Source organism: Brevundimonas sp. SL161 (assembly GCF_049896985.1).
In the GTDB taxonomy this organism is placed as follows: Bacteria; Pseudomonadota; Alphaproteobacteria; order Caulobacterales; family Caulobacteraceae; genus Brevundimonas.
The window spans coordinates 11,628-30,675 of sequence record NZ_JAFCVJ010000022.1 but is presented as its reverse complement, the minus strand read 5'-3'; the positions used below and the strand labels follow the sequence as shown (position 1 = coordinate 30,675).

The following is a 19,048-nucleotide window of genomic DNA, read 5'->3' as shown; positions in this document are numbered from 1 at the left end:
GTATGAGGACGGCCGATTTCCACATCGAGGACGCCAGGGGCGACGCGACCGTGCTGAAGCTCACGGGCGACTGGACGACCATGGGGCTCAACCAGGCCGCGATCCGCCTCGGGGAAAGTCTGCGCGGCTACAGCATCGAACACGTCGATCTGAGCGAACTGGGCCGGTTCGACACGGCCGGCGCCCTGGCCCTGGTGCAGGCGTCGAATTTCGCCATGCCCGCCAACGCTTTCGACACGCGCCCAGAGGCCGGCCGCATCTATGCGATGGTCGAGACCCTGGAGCGGCAGAGCGCCGAACCCCCGAAACGACAGGCGCCCCTGGTGCGCATCTTCTCCAAGATCGGCCATGGCGTGCACGACGCTGCGGCCGAAATTCTGCTGTCGATGGCCTTCCTGGGTCGATTGATGGGGGCGACGGGCTTCGCCTTGCGGCATCCAGGCGCCATCCGCTGGCCCGCCTGGGTGAGCCAGGCGGAGCGCTCGGGCCTTGACGCTCTGCCGATCATCGCCGTGACCAACTTCTTCATCGGGGCGGTGATCGCCTTCCTCGGAGCCGATCTGCTGACCCAGTTCGGGGCGGGCGTGTTTACCGTGCAGCTGGTCGCCGTAGCCGTGCTGCGGGAACTCGGCGTCCTCATCACCGCCATCCTGCTGGCGGGGCGCTCTTCCTCGTCCTTCGCGGCTGAGATCGGCTCGATGCGGATGAGCCAGGAGGTGGACGCGATGCAGGTGATGGGGGTCAACCCGTTCCAGGCCCTGGTCATCCCTCGCCTGGCCGCCATGCTCGTGATGGTTCCCTTGCTGACCTTCATCGGGATGGTCTCGGGCTTCCTGGGGGGCATGCTGGTGGTCTGGAGTCAGCTTGACTACGGCCCCGCCTTCTTCATCCAGCGCGTCAGCGAAGACCCGGACATGGGGACGCACCTGATGGTCGGGCTGGTCAAGGCCCCCGTCTTCGCCGTTGTCATCGCGGCCATCGGTTGCCGTCAGGGCATGGCCGTCGCCGGGGACGTGGAAAGCCTGGGACGGCGCGTCACGGCGGCGGTTGTGCAGGCGATCTTCGCCATCATCGCACTGGACGCCGTGTTCGCCCTGATCTTCCTGGAGCTGAACCTGTGAAGGCGGCCCGGACGACAACAGGCGCGGCAAACGACGCGTCAGGCGTCAAGACGCCGGAGACCCTGATCGAAGTGCGCGGTTTGCTGAGCCAGTTCGGCGATCAAGTGATTCACCACGACCTCGATCTGGACGTCGTGCGCGGCGAGGTTCTGGGCGTCGTCGGCGGGTCGGGCACAGGCAAGACGGTGCTGCTGAACTCCATCATCGGACTGAAAGAGCCGGAGGGCGGCTCTATCAAGATTTTCGGCCATGATGTCGGTGGCGCGACCGATGCGGAACGCGCCGACGTCGAGCGACGCACCGGCGTCCTGTTCCAGCAAGGCGCGTTGTTCTCTTCGCTGACCGTGCTTGAGAACGTCGCCTCGCCGATGGTCGAGCACACCAAACTGCCCAAGGACACCATTCGCGAACTGGCCGAGATGAAGATCGCCATGGTCGGTCTCAAACCCGAGAGCCACCACCAGAAGCCCGCCGAACTGTCGGGCGGAATGCGCAAGCGCGTGGGTCTGGCCCGCGCCCTGTCTCTGGATCCCGAATTGATCTTCCTCGACGAGCCGACAGCGGGACTGGATCCGATCGGGGCGGCGGCGTTTGACGAACTGATCCGCAAGTTGTCCGACGATCTGGGTCTGACTGTTTTCATGATCACGCACGATTTGGATAGTCTGTACGCCATCTGCGACAAGGTCGCGGTGCTGGCTGATAAACAGGTGATCGAGAAGGCCACGGTGCAGGAGCTGGAGAAATCCGACCACCCGTGGATCAAGGAATATTTCCTGGGGCCGCGCGGACGCGCGGCGACCAAGGCGGCGTAGGGACAGACGATGGAACGAGACGCACACTACGCCGCCGTGGGCATAGCCACCGTCGCCCTGCTGGCGGCGCTGGCGGTGTTCGCCATCTGGCTGGCCCGGCTGCAGTTCAACGACGACTACGATATTTATGACATCGTCTTCTACGGGCCGGTGCGCGGGCTGTCGGAAGGCGGCGAGGTGCACTTCAACGGCATCCGGGTCGGGGAGGTCACCGACCTGAACCTGGATCCCGACAAGGGCGACCAGGTCATCGCGCGGGTCAGGCTTAACGGCACGACGCCGGTGCGGGTGACCTCGCGGGCCCAGCTGGAGCCGCAGGGCATCACCGGCCTGAACTATATCCAGATCACCGCCGGTACGGACGGCAGCGCCCTGTTGAAGACCCAGTATCCGGCCAATGTCGTGCCGGTGATCCAGTCGCAGCCGTCGCCGATCGCCGAACTGCTGTCGGGCTCCGGCACTGTTCTGGCCCAGACCGTGGACGCGCTGAACCGCATCAACCGGGTGCTGTCGGACGACAATATCCGCAGCTTCTCGACCAGTCTGAAGAACGTCGAGGCGCTGTCGACCGAGCTGGAAGCGCGCAAGGGCATGTTCGAGGACCTTGAGAAGGCGCTGGAGAACGCCAATGACGCCATAGCCGAATACCGCGCCCTGGGCGTCGACGCGCGGCGCCTGGTCAACGAAGACGGCGCGGAAGCTGTCCGGAACATCAACCAGGCGACGGGTGATGCGCGCGAGGCCATCGCCTCGATCAACCGCACGGCCAACGCCATCGAGGGTCCGGCCGGCGAGTTCGCCACGACCGGCGTACCGCAGCTGCTGGAGGCGATCCAGGGGCTGCAGGAGGCGACGGAATCCCTGCAGGGACTGGTGGACGACGTGCGCTCCAGCCCGCGTGACTTCATCGGACGGCCGCCGTCCCAGGAACTGGAGGTCCAGCCATGATCCGCACCCTCGCCCTTGCGGCCATCGCCGCCGTCTCCCTGTCCGGATGCGCGCTTCTGTCGTCGCCGGACCCGGTGCAGCTGTATCGCTTCGGTGACGCGGCGGGCCCGGTCGCGACGCCGGTCGCCTCGCCGGTGCAGATCAAGCTGCGCGCGCTCGACATGCCGCAGGCCTCGCAGGGCGACCGACTGCTGGGCGTCACCGGATCCGAAGCGGCCTATATCGCCGGCGCACGCTGGGTCTCGCCGGCCCTGATGCTGTATAGCGATGCGCTGGAGACCAGCTTCGGTTCCCAGGCGCGGACGGTCCGTCTGATCGGCCGGCGTGAGCTGACGCCGACGACGCGTCTGCTGGACGTCGACGTTCGCGCGTTCGAGACCCGCTATGACTACGCCGGGGCGACGCCGACGGTGATGATCACGGTGCGGGCGCGGCTGCTGCGCTTCCCGGAGCGGACCGTGGTGTCGGAACAGACCTTCACGGTCAGCCAGCCGGCCGGCGAGAACCGGGTCTCGGCCATCGTAGAGGCCTATGACCTGGCGACGCGGGATGTGAACACGCAGATCGTGGCGTGGACCGACGCGAACGCGACGACGGACTAGGCTGCCAGTGCGGCGCCCGGGGCGGGCGCCGTGCGGGCGTCGAGCTCGGCGCGGCGGCCCTGCGCGGCCGTGAGTTCATGGGCTGCGGCGGTGATGCTCCCGGTCAGGGCGGACGAGGCGTTCGACAGCCGCACGCGGTCGGGGCGGACCTTTTTCGGCCGTTTGCCCGCGAGGCCCAGGGCATCTTGCCAGTCGGCGCGCCAGGCTTCGACGCCGTCGCAGACCTGTTTGAGCACCGCCGGGGCGCGGCAGTCGGCATTCTGGGCCGCGCGCAGCAGAGGCAGGCGACCGATCGCCGTGGCGCGTATGGCCTCCAGCGCGACGAGCCTGGTTTCCAGCGGATGAGGCAGTGAGGCGATGGGCGCGGGCGGCGGGGCGGGTTCGGTCTGTCGCTCGGCTTCGGGGGCCGCAGACGCCTCCGGTGCAATCATCACCTCAGGTTCGGCGGACGCTTCCGCGACGACCCCGGCCTTGGATGGTGCGTCTTCCAGGGGTTCGACGGCGGCGATGAGGCCTTCGGCGACGGGTGCGTCTTCGGCGTCCGGCGGAAGAATCGGGTCCGTCGCTCGCGCTTCCCCGGTCGGCGCGATTTCGACGCGGTCGTCGACAGTCTCGACTGGCCCCGGTTCGCCCCTGTCCTCGACAGGCGAGGCGGGAGTTCCGTCGTCGGCCTGGGCCTCGACCTGTTCGTGGACATCTTCCGTCGGTTGGGACGTCTCGATCTCGGCAAAGGGCGCCGCGGATTCAACGGTGGCGGGCGCCGGAGTCTCGTTGTCCAGCCAGATTCGCGCGGCGGCGATATGGGCGTCCAGTTCGGCGATGGCGTCTCGGGTTTCGGACCACAGGGTCTCCAGCGCCGTGCTCTTGCGAGCCAGGGCGCCGGCGCGGTCGCCGAGGTCGGAGGCGGACCGGGCCACGGCGGTGGCGGCGGAGTCCCAGGCGGCGCGGAAGACCTTCAACCGCTTGCCTCGACTGTCGAACAGTCCTGCGAGGCCGCTGCGCGGCTCCAGACGGGCGGGATCGAGGCCGGCGACATGGCCGCGGACCTGATCCAGCAGAAGCAGGCATTCGCCGAGGTCGCCGCTGCGTGTTTCGGCCAGGGCGCGGTCGTTCAGCGAGGCGAGCGCGGCGCGGGCGTTCTCGCCGAAGGCGGCGCAGGTCTCGGGCTCGTCGACGATGGTGTAGCGCAGCGTGGCCACGCGTTCGGGATCCGGCCTTGGCGCGCCGCCCGGCGGACTGATCGACCCCGCAATATCCATATCACCCTCCGTCGCGGCCTCTTCGTGCCGATCGCGGAGTAACTATGCCGCAGCTTTCAGGGATTGGGAAACCGTGTAGGTCGCCTCGGTCCTGGCGGCGACTTCCTCGAGGGTCACGCCGTTGGCCAGTTCGATCAGTTCGAGGCCCGCGCCGTCCGGCTTCACGTCGAAGACAGCGAGGTCAGTGATAATGCGGCTGACCACCCCTGTGCCGGTCAGCGGCAGGGAGCAGGCCTTCAGAACCTTGGACTGGCCGTGCTTGTTGGCGTGTTCCATGACGACCACGACGCGCTTCACGCCCGCGACCAGGTCCATGGCGCCGCCCATGCCCTTCACCAGCTTGCCCGGGATCATCCAGTTGGCGATGTCGCCGTTCTCGGCCACCTCCATGGCGCCCAGGATGGACAGGTTGATGTGGCCGCCACGGATCATGGCGAAGCTGTCGGCCGAGGAGAAATAGGCGCTCTCGCGGATCTCGGTGATCGTCTGCTTGCCCGCGTTGATCAGGTCGGCGTCGACGTCCTCGTCATAGGGGAAGGGCCCCATGCCGAGCATGCCGTTCTCGGACTGGAGGGTGACCTCCATGCCGGCCGGAATGTAGTTGGCGACCAGGGTCGGGATGCCGATCCCCAGGTTCACATAGAAACCGTCCTGCAGTTCCTGGGCGGCGCGTTCGGCGAGCTGTTCGCGGGTGCGGGGCATGTCAGGAGTCTCCGGAAAGGGTTTGGGGCAGGGGGCTGACGCCCCGGTCGGCGAAGACGCGTTTGGCGACGCGAAGGGCGTTGGTGGCCGAGGGGAAGCCGGCGTAGATCGCGACCTGCATCAGGGCCTCGACGATCTCCTGCGGCGTCACGCCGACCGAGAGTGCGCCGTTGATGTGGCCCTTCAGCTGATCGACGGGGTGGCCGAGCGCGGCCAGGGCGCCAAGCGTGACCATCTGGCGGCTCTTCGGATCGAGGCCGGGGCGGCTCATCATCTCGCCATAGCCGAACTCCACCATCATGTCGGCGAAGTCTGGAGCGATCGGGGCCATGCCCTTGCGCAGGGCGCCCTCGAGGCCCGGATCGAGGGTCGCCATATAGGCCGCGCCGCGGTCGGCGCGTTGGGCGGTCATGTCAGGCGTCCGCATGCTGGCGGATGGTGCGCTGTTCGATGCGCTTTTCGAACGTGCCGACGAACAGGCGATCGACATAGACGCCGGGCGTGTGGATGTTGTCGGGATCCAGCGAGCCGACGGGGACGATTTCCTCGACCTCGACGACGGTGACCTTGCCGGCCGTGGCCATCATCGGGTTGAAGTTGCGGGCCGTCTTGCGGAAGACGAGATTGCCGCGCTCGTCGGCCTTCCACGCCTTGACGATGGCCAGGTCGGCGACAAGAGCGGTCTCCATGACATAGTCGCGGCCGTCGAAGTTGCGGACTTCCTTGCCCTCGGCGACCAGGGTGCCGACGCCGGTGGCGGTGAAGAAGGCCGGGATGCCGGCGCCGCCTGCGCGGATGCGCTCGGCGAGGGTGCCCTGGGGGTTGAACTCCAGCTGCAACTCTCCGGCCAGATACTGGCGCTCGAACTCCTTGTTCTCGCCAACGTAGGACGAGATCATCCTGGCGATCTGGCGCGTCTCCAGAAGCTGGCCGAGGCCGAAGCCGTCGACGCCCGCATTGTTGGAGATGACGGTAAGCCCCGTCACCCCGGAGGCCTTGAGACCCGCGATCAGGTTCTCGGGGATGCCGCACAGGCCAAAGCCGCCGGACATGACGGTCATGCCGTCAAAGGTCAGGCCCTCGAGCGCCGCTTTGGCGTCGGCGTAGATCTTGCGCATCGCTTCCTCGTTTATTTCACCGATAGATGAATATCGGTGCTTGAACGCTCCATACGGCGGTCGGGGCGCGGGGGCAAGGTAGCGAGGCCCGGCAGCGAGCGCCAATGGTAAGCGGACCGACGCGTAACCTGACGATTTCCGACGACAGGTTGTTTTCAGGCAATCGATGATCTCTGATGAAAGCGGAGCGAGGGGCTTCGTGGGGACATCGAGATGCGGATCATTCTGGCGCTGGGCGCACTGGCAATCATCGGTCTGTCGGGCTGCGTCGAGGATCCCTACGGCTACGGCGGCGGCTACGGGCCCGGGCCGGCCTATGGCGGCGGGAGCTACGGCGGCGGCAATGGCGCGCCAGACCCCAGCGCGCGGGCCAACTACGGCGAAGAGTATCTGAGCGCCGGGTTCGACGACGATCCCTATACGGTGTCGGTGACCTCGGGCGGCGAGCTCGATGCGTCCAGTCTGGGCGGGGAGTGCACCGGCATGATCTCGCGGGCGCCGGAATTCCAGCTGACCTACGACGCCGGCAGCCTGCCGCTGACGTTCGGGGTGTCGAGCTACAGCGATGCGACCCTGGTCATCAACGCTCCAGACGGCGACTGGTATTGCGACGACGACTCCGGCGGCGGGACCGACCCGGAAATCTCGTTCTATCGTCCGCAATCGGGAGTCTATGACGTCTGGATCGGGGCCTTCGGCGGCGATTCGGCCGACGCGGAACTGTTCATCACCGAGCTTCGCTGAGGCGGACGGTTGTCTTTCACCAGCCGATGATATCTGATCCGTGTGAGGGGAATGGGATCGTGCGCGGCTCCCTGTAGCCAGCGGGCGCTCCCATTCGTGTTGATGAAGACGCCGACGGGTGTTCGGCTGCAACATTGCAACGAGTGCGGACGACGGGGATCGTTCGACGGAGGTGAGACGATGAAGACCGCTTTTGGGCTCGCGCTGATGATCGGCGCCCTTGCACTCACCACTGGAGCGTCGGCGGCGGCTCCGCTGAGCGGCCAGAAGGGGCAGAAGGTCACCGCACCCGCCGTGGATGTCAGCCAGCGGGCGACCTATGGCGACGCGTCTCTGAGGTCAGGCTTCACGCCCGACCCCTACCGGGTCGACATGTTCTCGGGCGGCGACGTGGACGCTACGACCATCGCCAGCGGCTGCGTCGGCATGGTGGCGCGGGCCCCGGACTTTCAGCTGACCTACAGTGCGGGCAGCCTGCCGCTGATCTTCGGGGTCACCAGCTCGAACGATACGACCCTGGTCATCAACGGGCCGGACGGCCGGTGGTATTGCGACGATGACAGCGGCGACGGCACCAACCCGCTGATGTCGGTCCCTGATCCCCAGTCCGGGACCTATGACGTCTTCGTCGGCGCCTACGGCGGCAACGGCGCGGCGGCGCAGCTCTACATCACCGAGCTGAACAGCCAGGTCTATGGCGACAGCGGCGGCAACAACGACGGCCGGTATTCGGATGCCACCCGGCCCAACTCCGCCCTGACTGCCAATTTTGGCGAGTATTACCTGTCGGCCGGGTTCACGCCGGACCCCTACTGGCTGCCGATCTATTCGGGCGGCAGTATTGACGCCTCGACGGTGGCCAGCGGCTGCGTCGGCATGATCTCGGAGGCGCCCGATTTCCAGCTGACCTACGAGTCAGGCAGCCTGCCCCTGACGTTTGGCGTCGAGGCCGACGGGGACACGACCCTGGTCATCAATGGACCGGACGGACAATGGTATTGCGACGACGATTCCGGTGGCCAGGCAGACCCGGAGATCACGTTCCGGAACCCGCGAGCGGGCGTCTATGACGTCTGGGTCGGCGCCTATGCCGGCCGGGGCGTGTCGGGTCGGCTGTTCCTGACCGAACTGGGCCGTTAACCTTTATCCTCGTGCGTGACGCGTGCGCCATGGCGGCGGTTAGCGTCGCCGGGTTATAAGCGGGACTTGAGTTTCCCGGTCGGGGTGGGACGTTTGCGCGCGGGTATCAATGCAGTGACGGCGGCCCTGGTCGTCGGTGTTCTGATCGGGCTGGCGCTGACGCCGGACGGCCGCGGCTGGCTGCGTCGTCCGACCCTGATGCTGGGCGGGGTGGCCAATGCCTCTGCAGGCCCCGAGCCGATCGCCCCCGCCGTCCTGCCTGCCGCTGCGTTCCCCAACGCACCCGTGCCGAGGCCGCTGGCCGAGCGAGCCGCGCGCGGACAACTGAGGATCGGGGTGTTCGGGGACTCCATGGCCGACGGCCTGTGGACCGGCCTCTACCGCGAGATGCGCGACCAGCCGGGCGTGACGGTGACCAAATTCAGCGAGGTCTCCACGGGTCTGAGCCGCTACGACTACGTCGACATCCAGGCCAAGACGGCGCGTCAGATCGCCGAACAGCCTATCGACGCTGCGGTGATCCTGTTCGGCACCAACGACGCGCAGGGCATCAGCATCGACGGTGAGGTCCACGACTTCGGCACCGACGGCTGGAAGGCCGCCTACGCCAGACGGGTCGACGACCTGGTGGCGATGCTGCGGGGCCAGAACGTGGCGGTCTACTGGGTCGGGCTGCCGGCGATGAAACGAGCCAGCTTCGACGCCAAGATGATGCTGATCAACGAGGTGGTATCGGCGCGGATGGCGGCGCTGCGGGTGCCTTATATCGAGACTGAAAGCATCACGCAGAACGCCGAGGGCGAATACGACGCCTACCTGCCGGAGACGGGCACCGGGCGGCGGCGCTTGATGCGGGCCAACGATGGGATCCACATGTCGATGGCCGGGTATCTGCGGATCACCGAGCCGGTGGCCGCGCGACTGAAGCGGGACGCGGGGCTGCCAGGTCCGGCCGCAGAACCGGCGGCGTGAACCGGGCGCTGGCCCTGCTCATTGGACTGGCGCTGGCGGGCCCGGCCATTGCGCAGGAGCGCCCCTACAGGCCGCTGCCGTCGCCGGTCAGCGCGACCTGTCCGGGCGGGATCTGCCAGCCGGAGGGACTGACCGCGTTCTTCGCCGCCTTCGGACAGCGCAGGCCGGTGAGCATCGTCCAGTTCGGCGACAGCCACACGGCCGGCGGGGACATCACCCGCTCCCTCCTATGGCGGCTGCAGGGACGGTTCGAGGGCGGGCCAATTCATCTGCATGCGCACGGGCTGGTCGGGGCGACGCTCAACGCCATGGCGCAGCGCGAGCCGCTGTTGGACGACGGCGAGGCGGGGCCGGATCTGGTCATCCTCGCCTATGGCACCAACGAGGGGTTCGACGAATTGCTCGACCCGCGCGCCTACGAGGCCCTACTGCGGGCACAGATCGAACGGGTGCGGGAGACCTCGCCCGGGACGGCGATCCTGATGCTTGGGGCGCCCGAAGCGATGCGGGGCGACGGGGGCGGCCGATGCGCGGGAGATGCGGACTATCGCTGGAAGGCGCCCGACACTCTGTCGGTGGTGCGGGACGTGCAGCATCGGGTTGCGGCGTCGATGGGCGTCGCGTTCTGGGACTGGAGGGGCCGTATGGGGGGAGACTGTTCGGCCCACGCCCTGACGCTGGGTGAGGCCCCGCTGATGCGTGGCGACCATGTGCATTTCACCGGCCCTGGCGGCGACTGGATCGGGGCGCTGCTCGCCGCCGACCTGATCGCGGCCTACGACCAGCGGGACCGGTAGGGTGCTGTTCCCGACGCTGGCGTTCGGCGTGTTCTTCCTGTTCGTCTATTTCACCGCCTGGTCGCTGGATCGCGACAACGGGCGGCGGAAGCTGTTCCTGCTGCTGGCCAGCTGGTTCTTCTACGCCCAGTGGGACTGGCGGTTCGTCGCCCTGCTGATCGCGTCCGCCATCCTGAACTGGGGTGTCGCGGTTCTGATCGCGCGGTCCGACGAGCAGAGCCGAAGGAAGTGGCTGGTCGGGCTCGGCGTCGCGGCCAATCTGCTGATCCTGGGGTTCTTCAAATACTACGGCTTCTTCGTCGAACAGGCGGGCGACCTGCTGACCCGGTTCGGGTGGGAGCGGGACCTGCCCTTGCTGCAGATCGTGCTGCCGGTCGGGATCAGCTTCTTCACCTTCCAGGGCATCAGCTACGTCGTCGACGTGCATCGCCGGAAGACGCCGGTCGCGCGGTCGCTGCTCGACGTCATGCTTCTGATGAGCTTTTTCCCGCATCTGGTCGCCGGGCCCATCGTGCGGGCGTCGGACCTGTTGCCCCAGTTCGACCGCGCGCCGCGGCTGACAAGGGAGATGGCTACGCATGGGCTGCTGCTGATCTGCTGGGGGCTGTTCAAGAAGACGGTGATTGCGTCGGAACTGTCGGTGCGACTGGTCGACCCGGTCTTCTTCGATCCGGCGGCCTATGGAACGCTGGACCTGATGGCGGCGGTCTATGGCTATGCGGTCCAGATCTACTGCGATTTCTCGGCCTATTCGGACATGGCGATCGGGATCGCGGCCCTGTTGGGGTATTCCTTCCCGCGCAACTTCGACCAGCCGTATCGCGCCAGCTCGATGCAGGACTTCTGGCGGCGCTGGCATATCAGCCTGTCCAGCTGGCTGCGCGACTACCTCTATGTGCCGCTGGGAGGGGGCAAGAAGGGGCTGATCCGGTCCTGCCTCAACGTCTTCATTACCATGCTGCTGGGCGGATTGTGGCACGGGGCGGCCTGGACCTTCGTGGCCTGGGGGGCGCTGCACGGCGGGGTGCAGGTGCTTGAGCGACTGGGCCGCGCGGCATTCTCATCGCGCTATCGCCCTGAGGGCGACTTGAGCGCGGACGGCGACCGCAAGGGACCGCCGGCCTGGCTCGGCGTGCTGGTCACCTTCCATATCGTTTGCCTGGGCTGGATCCTGTTCCGGTCCGAGACCTTCCCGATGGCGGTGGAGGTGTTGACGGGGCTCGGGCGGTTCGAGGCGGCGACCCTGGTGACGCCCTTCCTGCTGACGCTGATCGTGGGCGGTCTGGCCATGCACTGGCTGCCGCCGCGTGCGGCCGAGGGGATCGCGACCTGGCTGAAGCCAGCGCCGTCCCTGACCATGGCTCTGCTGCTCGGCGCAGCCATCCTTCTGGTCGAGGCCGTGCGCCCGGACGGCGTGGCCCCCTTCATCTATTTCCAGTTCTGAGGGTGGCGAGATGAGCGACCGTCCCGACGATCCTGAAATCCCGCTGGCGCCCTTCCCGACGGCCTTGCCGGCCAGCCCCTTCCCGCCGCTGGAGGGGGAGGCTGCCGAACCTTATCTGGACGATCCCGTCGAGGAGGTCCGGCAGGATCCGCCCAGCGACTGGATCGAGACGGCCGACGCCCACGACCTGCCGACGGCTCAGGTGCCGGTCAATCCGCTGCTGGCGTTGGGACGGTTCGCCTTCCCGCCGGGAGAGCCGCCGGACGAGGAGGGGGTGGCGGCGCGCGACCGTCGCTGGACCAGCCGCATCATCGTGTTGGCGACGGTCTTCCTGCTGATCTTCAACGCCGTGTCGATCCAGAACTGGTCGCGTCAACAGGCTCCGGGCTGGGTGACCACGACGGTCCGCCGTATGGCCGACGTCTGGGCCGAACAGATCGCGCAACTGGGCGCCGACCAGCCGAGACAGACGGTGCGGGACGGCTACGAGGCAACGCGAGATGCGGAGTGGGCGGGCCGTCGCCGGTCCTAGAGCAGGATCGGCACCAGCGAGGGCCTGATTCACGCTTTCGACAGAAGCACGAAGCAGTTCCGTCTCAAACGATAAGGCCCTAGAGGAAGCCCAGCCCCCGCGTGACCATGTTCCTGAGATTGGGGAAGATCAGGTCGAGGTTGGTTTCCGACACCCCCATCCAGCGGCCAAAGGTGGCGGCGTACTGATCCACCGAAGTGGTCGGGATCATGTAGGCCTGGGTCATGTCCGGGTTGCGGAAGGCCGTGCCCTGATCGATCCCGACGGTCGGGAACTGGCCGTAGATGTCGCCGCCCCGGACCGAGCCGCCCATGACCAGGTGATGCCCGCCCCAGGCGTGGTCGGTGCCGTCGCCGTTGGTCGTGAAGGTCCGCGAGAAATCCGACGCGGTGAAGGTGGTCACCGCCTCGCGCATGTTGACGCCGCCGAGATTGCCCAGGACCTCGTCGAAGTAGGCCAGGGCGTTGGCGACCTTGGACAGGTTGTTGGGCTGGGCGGTATTCTGAACGTCGTGACTGTCCCACCCGCCGATACTGACGAAGAAGACCTGGCGTTTGACGCCCAGGGTGGGGGCGGCGGCGATCATCCGGGCGACGGTCTGGAGCTGGACCGCCAGGGTGTTCGTCTCGGTCGCACCGGTTATCGGGTTGCGATAGGCGGGGACTGCCGGGACGCTGGTGACTGCGGAGGAGGTGAAGACGGTGTTCAACGATCCCGCCGCGCCGATCGAGCGTCCGGTCGTGGTGGCGTAGTCGGCGGCGAACAGGCTGGCAGATGAGGTGTCGCGGACGATGTCGCTCACCCTGCTGGGGGCGACGGTGGAGCCGAACAGGCTGGTCCCCGTCTGACCGTTGATGACGACGGCCGGCTGGGCCCCCGTGCTCATCTGGTACTGGACGACGTCCTGGCCGGACAGGAAGACGGCGTTGCCGGCCGTGGAGACGGCGGTGAACAGGGCGTTCGTCCCGTTCATTCCGGTCAGAAGATCGCTGAACGAACCGCCCCAACCGCGCTGGGCGCCCTCGGTGCGGCCGGCCTGCCAGGTCGATTGCTGGTCGTTGTGCGAGAAGAGGTTGGTCGGCAGGGTGACCGAGCGAGCTTCGTACTGGGCGCGCGTGACCGGCCGGACGAGGGTGCCGATATTGGCGACGACCGCCAGGCGACCGGCGTCGAACACGGTCTTGGCCGGGCCCATGTGCGGATGCAGGCCGAAGGTTCGGGTCGAGGCGTTGGTGCCGGCCGGAACGGCCTGGATCGTCCGGGGAACGATCGGCAGGACGCCGCCCCAGGCGTCGGGCGACGCTGCGGTGGCGACGCGGCCGGTCAGGGGGTTGGTCGCGCCCACCGCTGTCGGCGCCGTACCGACGGGCATCAGGGCGATCGGATCCACGCCGGTGTTGCGGGCGGTGAAATAGCGGGTCCAGCTGTCCTGGTCGGTCGCCAGCACCATGTTGTTGGCGTCGTTGCCGCCGAACATGAAGACGCAGACCAGGGCCTTGTAGTCCGGGGCGCTCTGGCTGACCGCGGCGCCGGCCGCGGCCAGTTGGGCGGCGAAGGGCGCGGCGGCGCCGAGCATCGACAGGCCGCCGCCGATGCGCAGCAACTGACGCCGGGTGTGGATTCCGTGGCTCATCGCTGCACCAGATATTCGGGCGAGACCATCGTCATGTAGACTGCAAGCTTGGCCCGGTTGAGTTTGGCAGTGGCGATCGTCGCCGCATTGTTCGCGGTGGGCGCCGGAATGACGACGCTGTTCACGCTCTCGACAATGCGGGCGCGAAGCGAGGGGCTCATCTGGCCGTAGAGCAGGAGCAGGTCCATCCGGTTGACCAGGGCGTTGGCGTCGTCCGCGATGGCGACCTCGTTCGTATAGGCCGAGCGGACGTCGGAACCGGAGCCTATGCCCGTGCCGATCGCCGTCTGCATGGTGTTGGCGTAGCCGGCGACAGTGACCTCGTCGACGATCTGGAACTCCGGCGCCGTCAGTCCCTGCGCGCCCAGGCGGGTGTTGGGCGGGATGTAGCCCGGCCGGTAGAAGTTGAAGACCGAGGGCGAGGCCAGCGCCGACTGTCCCAGCGACGTGTTCGCGCTGGTCGAGGTGATCAGATAGTTCCCGCTGACGGACGTCGCCCCGAAGGCCCGCATCCAGTTGGTCACTCGGATGACAGGTTCGCGCAACTTGCCGTAGCCCGGCGTTGAGGCCAGGGACTGGTTGCGCGCCTCGGAGTCCATCAGGATCGCCCTGACCACGGCTCTGAGGTCGCCACGCACGCCCGCGCCGTTGTTGCTGAAGATGGCCGAGCAACGCCCGACATAGCCCGGCGTCGGATTGGAGGTCACCAGCCGCTGGATCAGGCGCTGGCACATGAACGGCGGCACGTTGGGATGGTTGAAGATCGTGTCCAGCGCCACGCCGAGATCGTTCGGACCGTTCGCCGCCCCCGCCGGAAGGGTCACGCCCAGGAAGGTCTTGGCCGTGATCGAGTGATAGTTCGCATAATAGATCATCGGCCGCACCGAGGCGTCGACGTTGCGGGATCCGCCGAAGAAGGTGGTGTTGGTCGGTGTCGGGCTGTACCAGCTGTAGCCGGTGAAGACCTTGGCCAGGTTGGAGATGTCCTCCGAGGTGTAGGTCGGGATCGTCGCCCCGGCGCCGTCGCGGCGCAGGGTACCGTCGGCGTTCAGCTGATAGACGCCGACAGACATCAGTTGGAGGACCTCGCGGGCGAAATTCTCGTCGGGCTTGCGGCCCGAGGCGAGGTCTTCCCGCTGGTTCGCCAGATGCGTCAGGTAGCGCCCCATCATCGGATGCAGGGCCACCTGCCCCAGCAGGGTGCGGTAGTTGCCGAAAGCCTTGGTCCCCAACATGTCATAGTAGGAGGCCGCGCCGCGCGTATCGATTGCGTTGTCCAGCAGTGAGATTACGAAGATCTCAGACAGGGCCAGTTTCATCCGCTCGCGCAGCTGGGCCTGGCTGGTGGCGGCGTAGAGCCAGTAACTTTCATAGAACTGGTTCGCGCTGAGCGTGGCCGTGGGATTGGTCAGCTGGATCTGGGCCAGGCGATTGTCCACATAGGCCATATGGGACGACGAGACCGCGTTGAGCTGGCCTTCCAGATAGGCGCCATAGCCCTTGCCAAGGACCGTCCTGATGTCGTTGTCGGTCGGTCCGAACGTGACCTGGGTCAGGAATCGCGCCGCCGATTCGGCCGTGGCCGGGTCGTTCTCGACCGGCGTCGTTCGTTCGCGGGCGTCGCCAAAGACGGACAAGGCCCCACCCTCGCCGCACGAGGCCAGTCCGACCAGAAGCATGGCGGACAATGCGCAGGCGCGCAGGCTGTTGATCATGAAATCAGGCAAGAACGGCCCCCCGACCAGCGTCACTACATTGGAAGTAAAGCAACGACTTCTCGTCGCTTTACACCGACACGGTGCATTATTCCCCAATAGCGCCTTCACGTCTTCGTGCAAAATTTTCCGATCGACGGGGCCTCTCGCCAAATTCCGGCGGCCTGCCTACACAGGCTGGAACAAGCGTTTGGGGGAATCGTCTTATGCTGATGCGTGTTGTGCTGAGCGCCGTGGTGGCGCTGTCCGTGGCCGGTACGGCATGGGCCCAGACTGCGGCCCCGCCGGAGCCGGCAATTGCTCCCGCCGCACCGCTGGCGGACGAGGCCGAGACGGCCGGGTGGGACGTACAGAACCCGCCGGGCCCTGCGCACGACGCGGCCATCGACGTTACCGAAGGCACATGGATGGCGCTGGACGTCAGCCCGGACGGCCGCGAGATCGTCTTTGACCTGCTGGGCGACATCTACGTCATGCCGATCGGCGGCGGCGAGGCGCGGGCCATCGCATCCGGCGTCGCCTGGGACATGCAGCCGAAATATTCGCCGGACGGAACGAAGATCGCCTTCACCTCCGACCGTGACGGCGGCGACAATATCTGGGTCATGAACCGCGACGGGTCGAACCCGACGCAGGTGTCGGACGAGAGCTTCCGTCTGCTGAACTCGCCCGACTGGTCGCCGGACGGCGAGTTCATCGTGGCGCGCAAACACTTCACTTCGTCCCGATCGCTGGGGGCCGGCGAGATGTGGATGTATCACCGCTCGGGCGGCGGCGGTGTCCAGCTCACCACGCGGCGGACGCAGCAGAAGGACTCCGGGGAACCCGCCTTCTCGCCGGACGGCCGCTATCTGTACTTCAGTGACGACAACACCGCGGGCGAGGTGTTCGAATACTCCAAGGACGTGAACACCGAGATCTATGTGATCCAGCGGCTGGATCGCGAGACGGGCGAGGTCGAGGAGTTCCTCGGCGGGCCGGGCGGATCGATCCGCCCGACGCCGTCGCCCGACGGCAAGAGTTTGGCCTTCGTCCGGCGCGTTCGCTACCAGTCGACCCTGTTCGTAATGGACATCGAGAGCGGACGCGAGACGGCGATCTATTCCGGTCTCGACCGCGACCTGCAGGAGACCTGGGCCGTCCACGGCGTCTATCCGGCGATGAGCTGGACGCCCGACAACTCGGCCATCGTCTTCTGGGCCGGCGGCAAGATCCGCCGCATCGACGTCGCCTCGCGCGAGGTCGCGGACGTCCCGTTCCACGTCGCAGACACCCGTCGCGTTGAGGAGGCCGTGCGCTTCCCGGTCGATGTGGCGCCCGACACGTTCGATGTGAAAATGGTCCGCTGGGCGCGGACGTCTCCGGACGGATCGCGCGTGGTCTATGAGGCCCTCGGCAATCTGTGGATCAAGGACCTTCCGAACGGGACGCCGCGTCGCCTGACGCGCCAGTCGGACCATTTCGAGCTCTATCCCGCCTGGTCGCGGGACGGCCGGTCGATCGTCTACACGACCTGGGACGACGAGGATCTGGGGACCATCCGCGTGATACCGGCCAGGGGCGGCGAGAGCCGCGTCGTGACCTCGCATCCGGGCCACTACATCGAGCCGACCTTCTCACCGGACGGGCGGACCATCGCCTATCGCAAGGTTGCGGACGGCTTCCTGACCTCTGGCCTGTGGAGCCGCGAACCGGGCATCTACCGCATCCCGGAAGCCGGCGGCGAGGCCACCTTCGTCACTGATGACGGCGTCGCGCCCCAGTTCGGCGCCTCGAACGACCGCATCTATTTCACCGGCCGGGTGGAGCGGAACTCGGCGTTGAAGTCGGTCGATCTGGGCGGCCACGACGAGCGGGTTCACCTGACCTCGGAATGGGCGGCGGAGTATGTGCTGTCGCCGGACGAGCACTGGATCGCGTGGACCGAACGCTTCAACGCTTTCGTGGCGCCCTTCGCCCGGACCGGGCGGCCGGTGACGTTGTCGTCGGACGGCAAGGCCCTGCCGCAGACGCGGTTCACGCGCGATGCAGGGGACTGGCTGCACTGGTCGGGCGATAGCCGCCGTCTGAGCTGGTCGCTGGGGCCGCAGCTGTTCAGCCGCGACTTGAATCAGGGCTTCGCCTTCGTCGAAGGCGCGCCGGCCGAGCTGCCGAAACCGCCGGAAAGCGGCATCAACCTCGGCTTCCAGCAGGTCGCTGATCGGCCCGAAGGACGCCTGGCCCTGACCGGCGCGCGGATCGTCACCATGAACGGCGATACGGTGATCGAGGACGGAGTCATCGTCACCAACGGCAACCGCATCGAGGCCATCGGCGCACGCGGCGAGGTGACGATTCCGGCCGGGGCGACTGTCGTGGACGTGACCGGAAAGACCATCATTCCCGGCCTGGTGGACGCTCACTGGCACGGCTCGATGGGATCTGACGAGATCATCCCGCAGCAGAGCTGGGTGAACTATGCGGCGTTGGGCTTCGGCGTGACGACCATCCACGATCCGTCGAACGACTCATCGGAAATCTTCGCCCATTCCGAGCTGGCCCGCGCCGGCCGGGTGGTCGGGCCGAGGATCTTCTCTACCGGCACGATCCTGTACGGGGCGGCGACGCCGATCACGGCGGTGGTCAACAGTCTGGACGACGCCCTGTCGACGCTGCGGCGGATGCAAGCGATCGGGGCCTGGAGCGTGAAGAGCTACAACCAGCCGCGTCGGGAACAGCGCCAGCAGATCATCGAGGCCGCGCGCCAGCTTGGCATGAACGTCGTGCCGGAAGGCGGGTCCCTGTATCACCACAACATGAGCATGGTGGTCGACGGCCACACGACGATCGAACACTCGATCCCGCTGGCCAACCTCTACGACGATGTTCACGACCTGTGGAGCCAGTCGGATGTCGCCTATACGCCGACGCTGATCGTCGCCTATGGCGGCGCCTTCGGCGAGAACTACTGGTACCAGGAGAGCGAGGTCTGGAACCATCCGATCCTGACGCAATATGTGCCGCGCCGCCTGCTGGACGCCCGCGCCCGGCGGCCGGTCACCGCGCCCGAGGGGGAGTGGAATCACATCTCCATCGCGCGCGAAGCCAAACGCCTTCTGGACCTCGGCGTGATCGTTTCGACCGGCGCCCACGGCCAGCGTGAGGGCCTGGGCATGCACTGGGAGATGTGGATGATGGCCCAGGGTGGGATGACGCCGTTGGAGGCGCTGAGGGCCGGCACGCTGAACGGGGCGAGGGCGCTGGGGCTGGATCGGGATGTGGGCTCGCTGCAGGTCGGCAAGCTGGCCGATCTGGTGGTGCTGGACTTGAACCCGCTGGAGAACATCCGCAACACCACCTCGGTCCGGTACACGCTGGCCAACGGCCGCCTCTACGACGACCACATGAACGAGGTCGGGCTGCGGGAGCGGGCGAGGGCGCCGTTCTGGTTCGAGCGCGAGGGCGACCAGGGCTTCGCGGTCGGCTCCACCCACGCGCAAGGGCACGGCCACAACGGGGACTGAGTC

General features: G+C 67.1%; 17 protein-coding genes. 11 read left to right on the top strand and 6 right to left on the bottom strand.

Going from position 1 to position 19,048, the window contains the following annotated elements:
* Positions 1–2 precede the first annotated feature (2 nt).
* From ACP7AU_RS13900 to ACP7AU_RS13885, 4 genes are read left to right on the top strand one after another with little or no spacing between them, the layout of a single operon-like run.
* On the top strand, positions 3–1,121 hold the full coding sequence (locus ACP7AU_RS13900; protein WP_426039091.1) for an MlaE family ABC transporter permease: 1,119 nt from the start codon (positions 3–5) through the stop codon (positions 1,119–1,121).
* Positions 1,118–1,936, top strand: coding sequence for an ABC transporter ATP-binding protein (locus tag ACP7AU_RS13895; protein ID WP_426041286.1), 819 nt, complete (start codon positions 1,118–1,120; stop codon positions 1,934–1,936). The genes ACP7AU_RS13900 and ACP7AU_RS13895 overlap by 4 nt, the downstream gene beginning before the upstream one ends.
* A 9-nt stretch (positions 1,937–1,945) precedes the next feature.
* Positions 1,946–2,884, top strand: a complete 939-nt coding sequence (locus tag ACP7AU_RS13890) for an MlaD family protein (RefSeq protein ID WP_426051786.1) — start codon at positions 1,946–1,948, stop codon at positions 2,882–2,884.
* On the top strand, positions 2,881–3,486 hold the full coding sequence (locus ACP7AU_RS13885; protein ID WP_426039094.1) for an ABC-type transport auxiliary lipoprotein family protein: 606 nt from the start codon (positions 2,881–2,883) through the stop codon (positions 3,484–3,486). The genes ACP7AU_RS13890 and ACP7AU_RS13885 overlap by 4 nt, the downstream gene beginning before the upstream one ends.
* On the opposite strand, the gene ACP7AU_RS13880 is transcribed toward ACP7AU_RS13885, so the two are convergent.
* The 4 genes from ACP7AU_RS13880 to ACP7AU_RS13865 are packed head-to-tail and all read right to left on the bottom strand — an operon-like array spanning position 3,483 to position 6,565.
* Positions 3,483–4,745: a toxic anion resistance protein gene (locus tag ACP7AU_RS13880; protein WP_426051785.1), complete on the bottom strand. Its 1,263-nt coding sequence runs from the start codon at positions 4,743–4,745 to the stop codon at positions 3,483–3,485. The genes ACP7AU_RS13885 and ACP7AU_RS13880 overlap by 4 nt on opposite strands.
* Before the next feature lie 42 nt (positions 4,746–4,787).
* Positions 4,788–5,447 (bottom strand): 3-oxoacid CoA-transferase subunit B, encoded by a 660-nt coding sequence (locus ACP7AU_RS13875; protein WP_426039096.1) that lies wholly within the window; start codon positions 5,445–5,447, stop codon positions 4,788–4,790.
* Between the two features lies 1 nt (position 5,448).
* Positions 5,449–5,859, bottom strand: coding sequence for a carboxymuconolactone decarboxylase family protein (locus ACP7AU_RS13870; protein ID WP_426039097.1), 411 nt, complete (start codon positions 5,857–5,859; stop codon positions 5,449–5,451).
* A 1-nt stretch (position 5,860) separates the two neighbouring features.
* Entirely contained in the window at positions 5,861–6,565 is a 705-nt protein-coding gene (locus ACP7AU_RS13865) for a CoA transferase subunit A (RefSeq protein WP_426051784.1), read from the bottom strand.
* A 213-nt stretch (positions 6,566–6,778) separates the two neighbouring features.
* Between ACP7AU_RS13865 and ACP7AU_RS13860 the strand changes: the two genes are divergently transcribed.
* The 6 genes from ACP7AU_RS13860 (at position 6,779) to ACP7AU_RS13835 (ending at position 12,194) form a co-directional block, all read left to right on the top strand.
* Positions 6,779–7,309 (top strand): peptidase S1, encoded by a 531-nt coding sequence (locus ACP7AU_RS13860; RefSeq protein ID WP_426051783.1) that lies wholly within the window; start codon positions 6,779–6,781, stop codon positions 7,307–7,309.
* 180 nt (positions 7,310–7,489) lie between these two features.
* Positions 7,490–8,449, top strand: coding sequence for a peptidase (locus ACP7AU_RS13855; RefSeq protein ID WP_426051782.1), 960 nt, complete (start codon positions 7,490–7,492; stop codon positions 8,447–8,449).
* A 93-nt stretch (positions 8,450–8,542) separates the two neighbouring features.
* Positions 8,543–9,421 carry a DUF459 domain-containing protein gene (locus ACP7AU_RS13850; protein WP_426039101.1) on the top strand — a complete coding sequence of 293 codons (879 nt, stop codon included), beginning with the start codon at positions 8,543–8,545 and terminating at the stop codon, positions 9,419–9,421.
* Positions 9,418–10,218, top strand: a complete 801-nt coding sequence (locus ACP7AU_RS13845) for a GDSL-type esterase/lipase family protein (RefSeq protein WP_426039102.1) — start codon at positions 9,418–9,420, stop codon at positions 10,216–10,218. Before ACP7AU_RS13850 ends, ACP7AU_RS13845 begins: the two co-directional genes overlap by 4 nt.
* Before the next feature lies 1 nt (position 10,219).
* A complete protein-coding gene (locus ACP7AU_RS13840; RefSeq protein WP_426051781.1) occupies positions 10,220–11,662 on the top strand; it encodes an MBOAT family O-acyltransferase in 1,443 nt (480 codons plus the stop codon).
* Positions 11,663–11,672: 10 nt separating this feature from the next.
* Positions 11,673–12,194, top strand: a complete 522-nt coding sequence (locus ACP7AU_RS13835; protein WP_426051780.1) for a hypothetical protein — start codon at positions 11,673–11,675, stop codon at positions 12,192–12,194.
* Between the two features lie 79 nt (positions 12,195–12,273).
* Here ACP7AU_RS13835 and ACP7AU_RS13830 read toward each other — a convergent pair whose 3' ends face one another.
* Positions 12,274–13,827 carry a DUF1501 domain-containing protein gene (locus ACP7AU_RS13830; RefSeq protein WP_426039105.1) on the bottom strand — a complete coding sequence of 518 codons (1,554 nt, stop codon included), beginning with the start codon at positions 13,825–13,827 and terminating at the stop codon, positions 12,274–12,276.
* Entirely contained in the window at positions 13,824–15,554 is a 1,731-nt protein-coding gene (locus ACP7AU_RS13825; protein WP_426051779.1) for a DUF1800 domain-containing protein, read from the bottom strand. The genes ACP7AU_RS13830 and ACP7AU_RS13825 overlap by 4 nt, the downstream gene beginning before the upstream one ends.
* A gap of 194 nt (positions 15,555–15,748) precedes the next feature.
* Here ACP7AU_RS13825 and ACP7AU_RS13820 point away from each other — a divergent pair, with 194 nt between their 5' ends.
* On the top strand, positions 15,749–19,045 hold the full coding sequence (locus tag ACP7AU_RS13820) for an amidohydrolase family protein (protein WP_426051778.1): 3,297 nt from the start codon (positions 15,749–15,751) through the stop codon (positions 19,043–19,045).
* Positions 19,046–19,048: the final 3 nt, after the last annotated feature.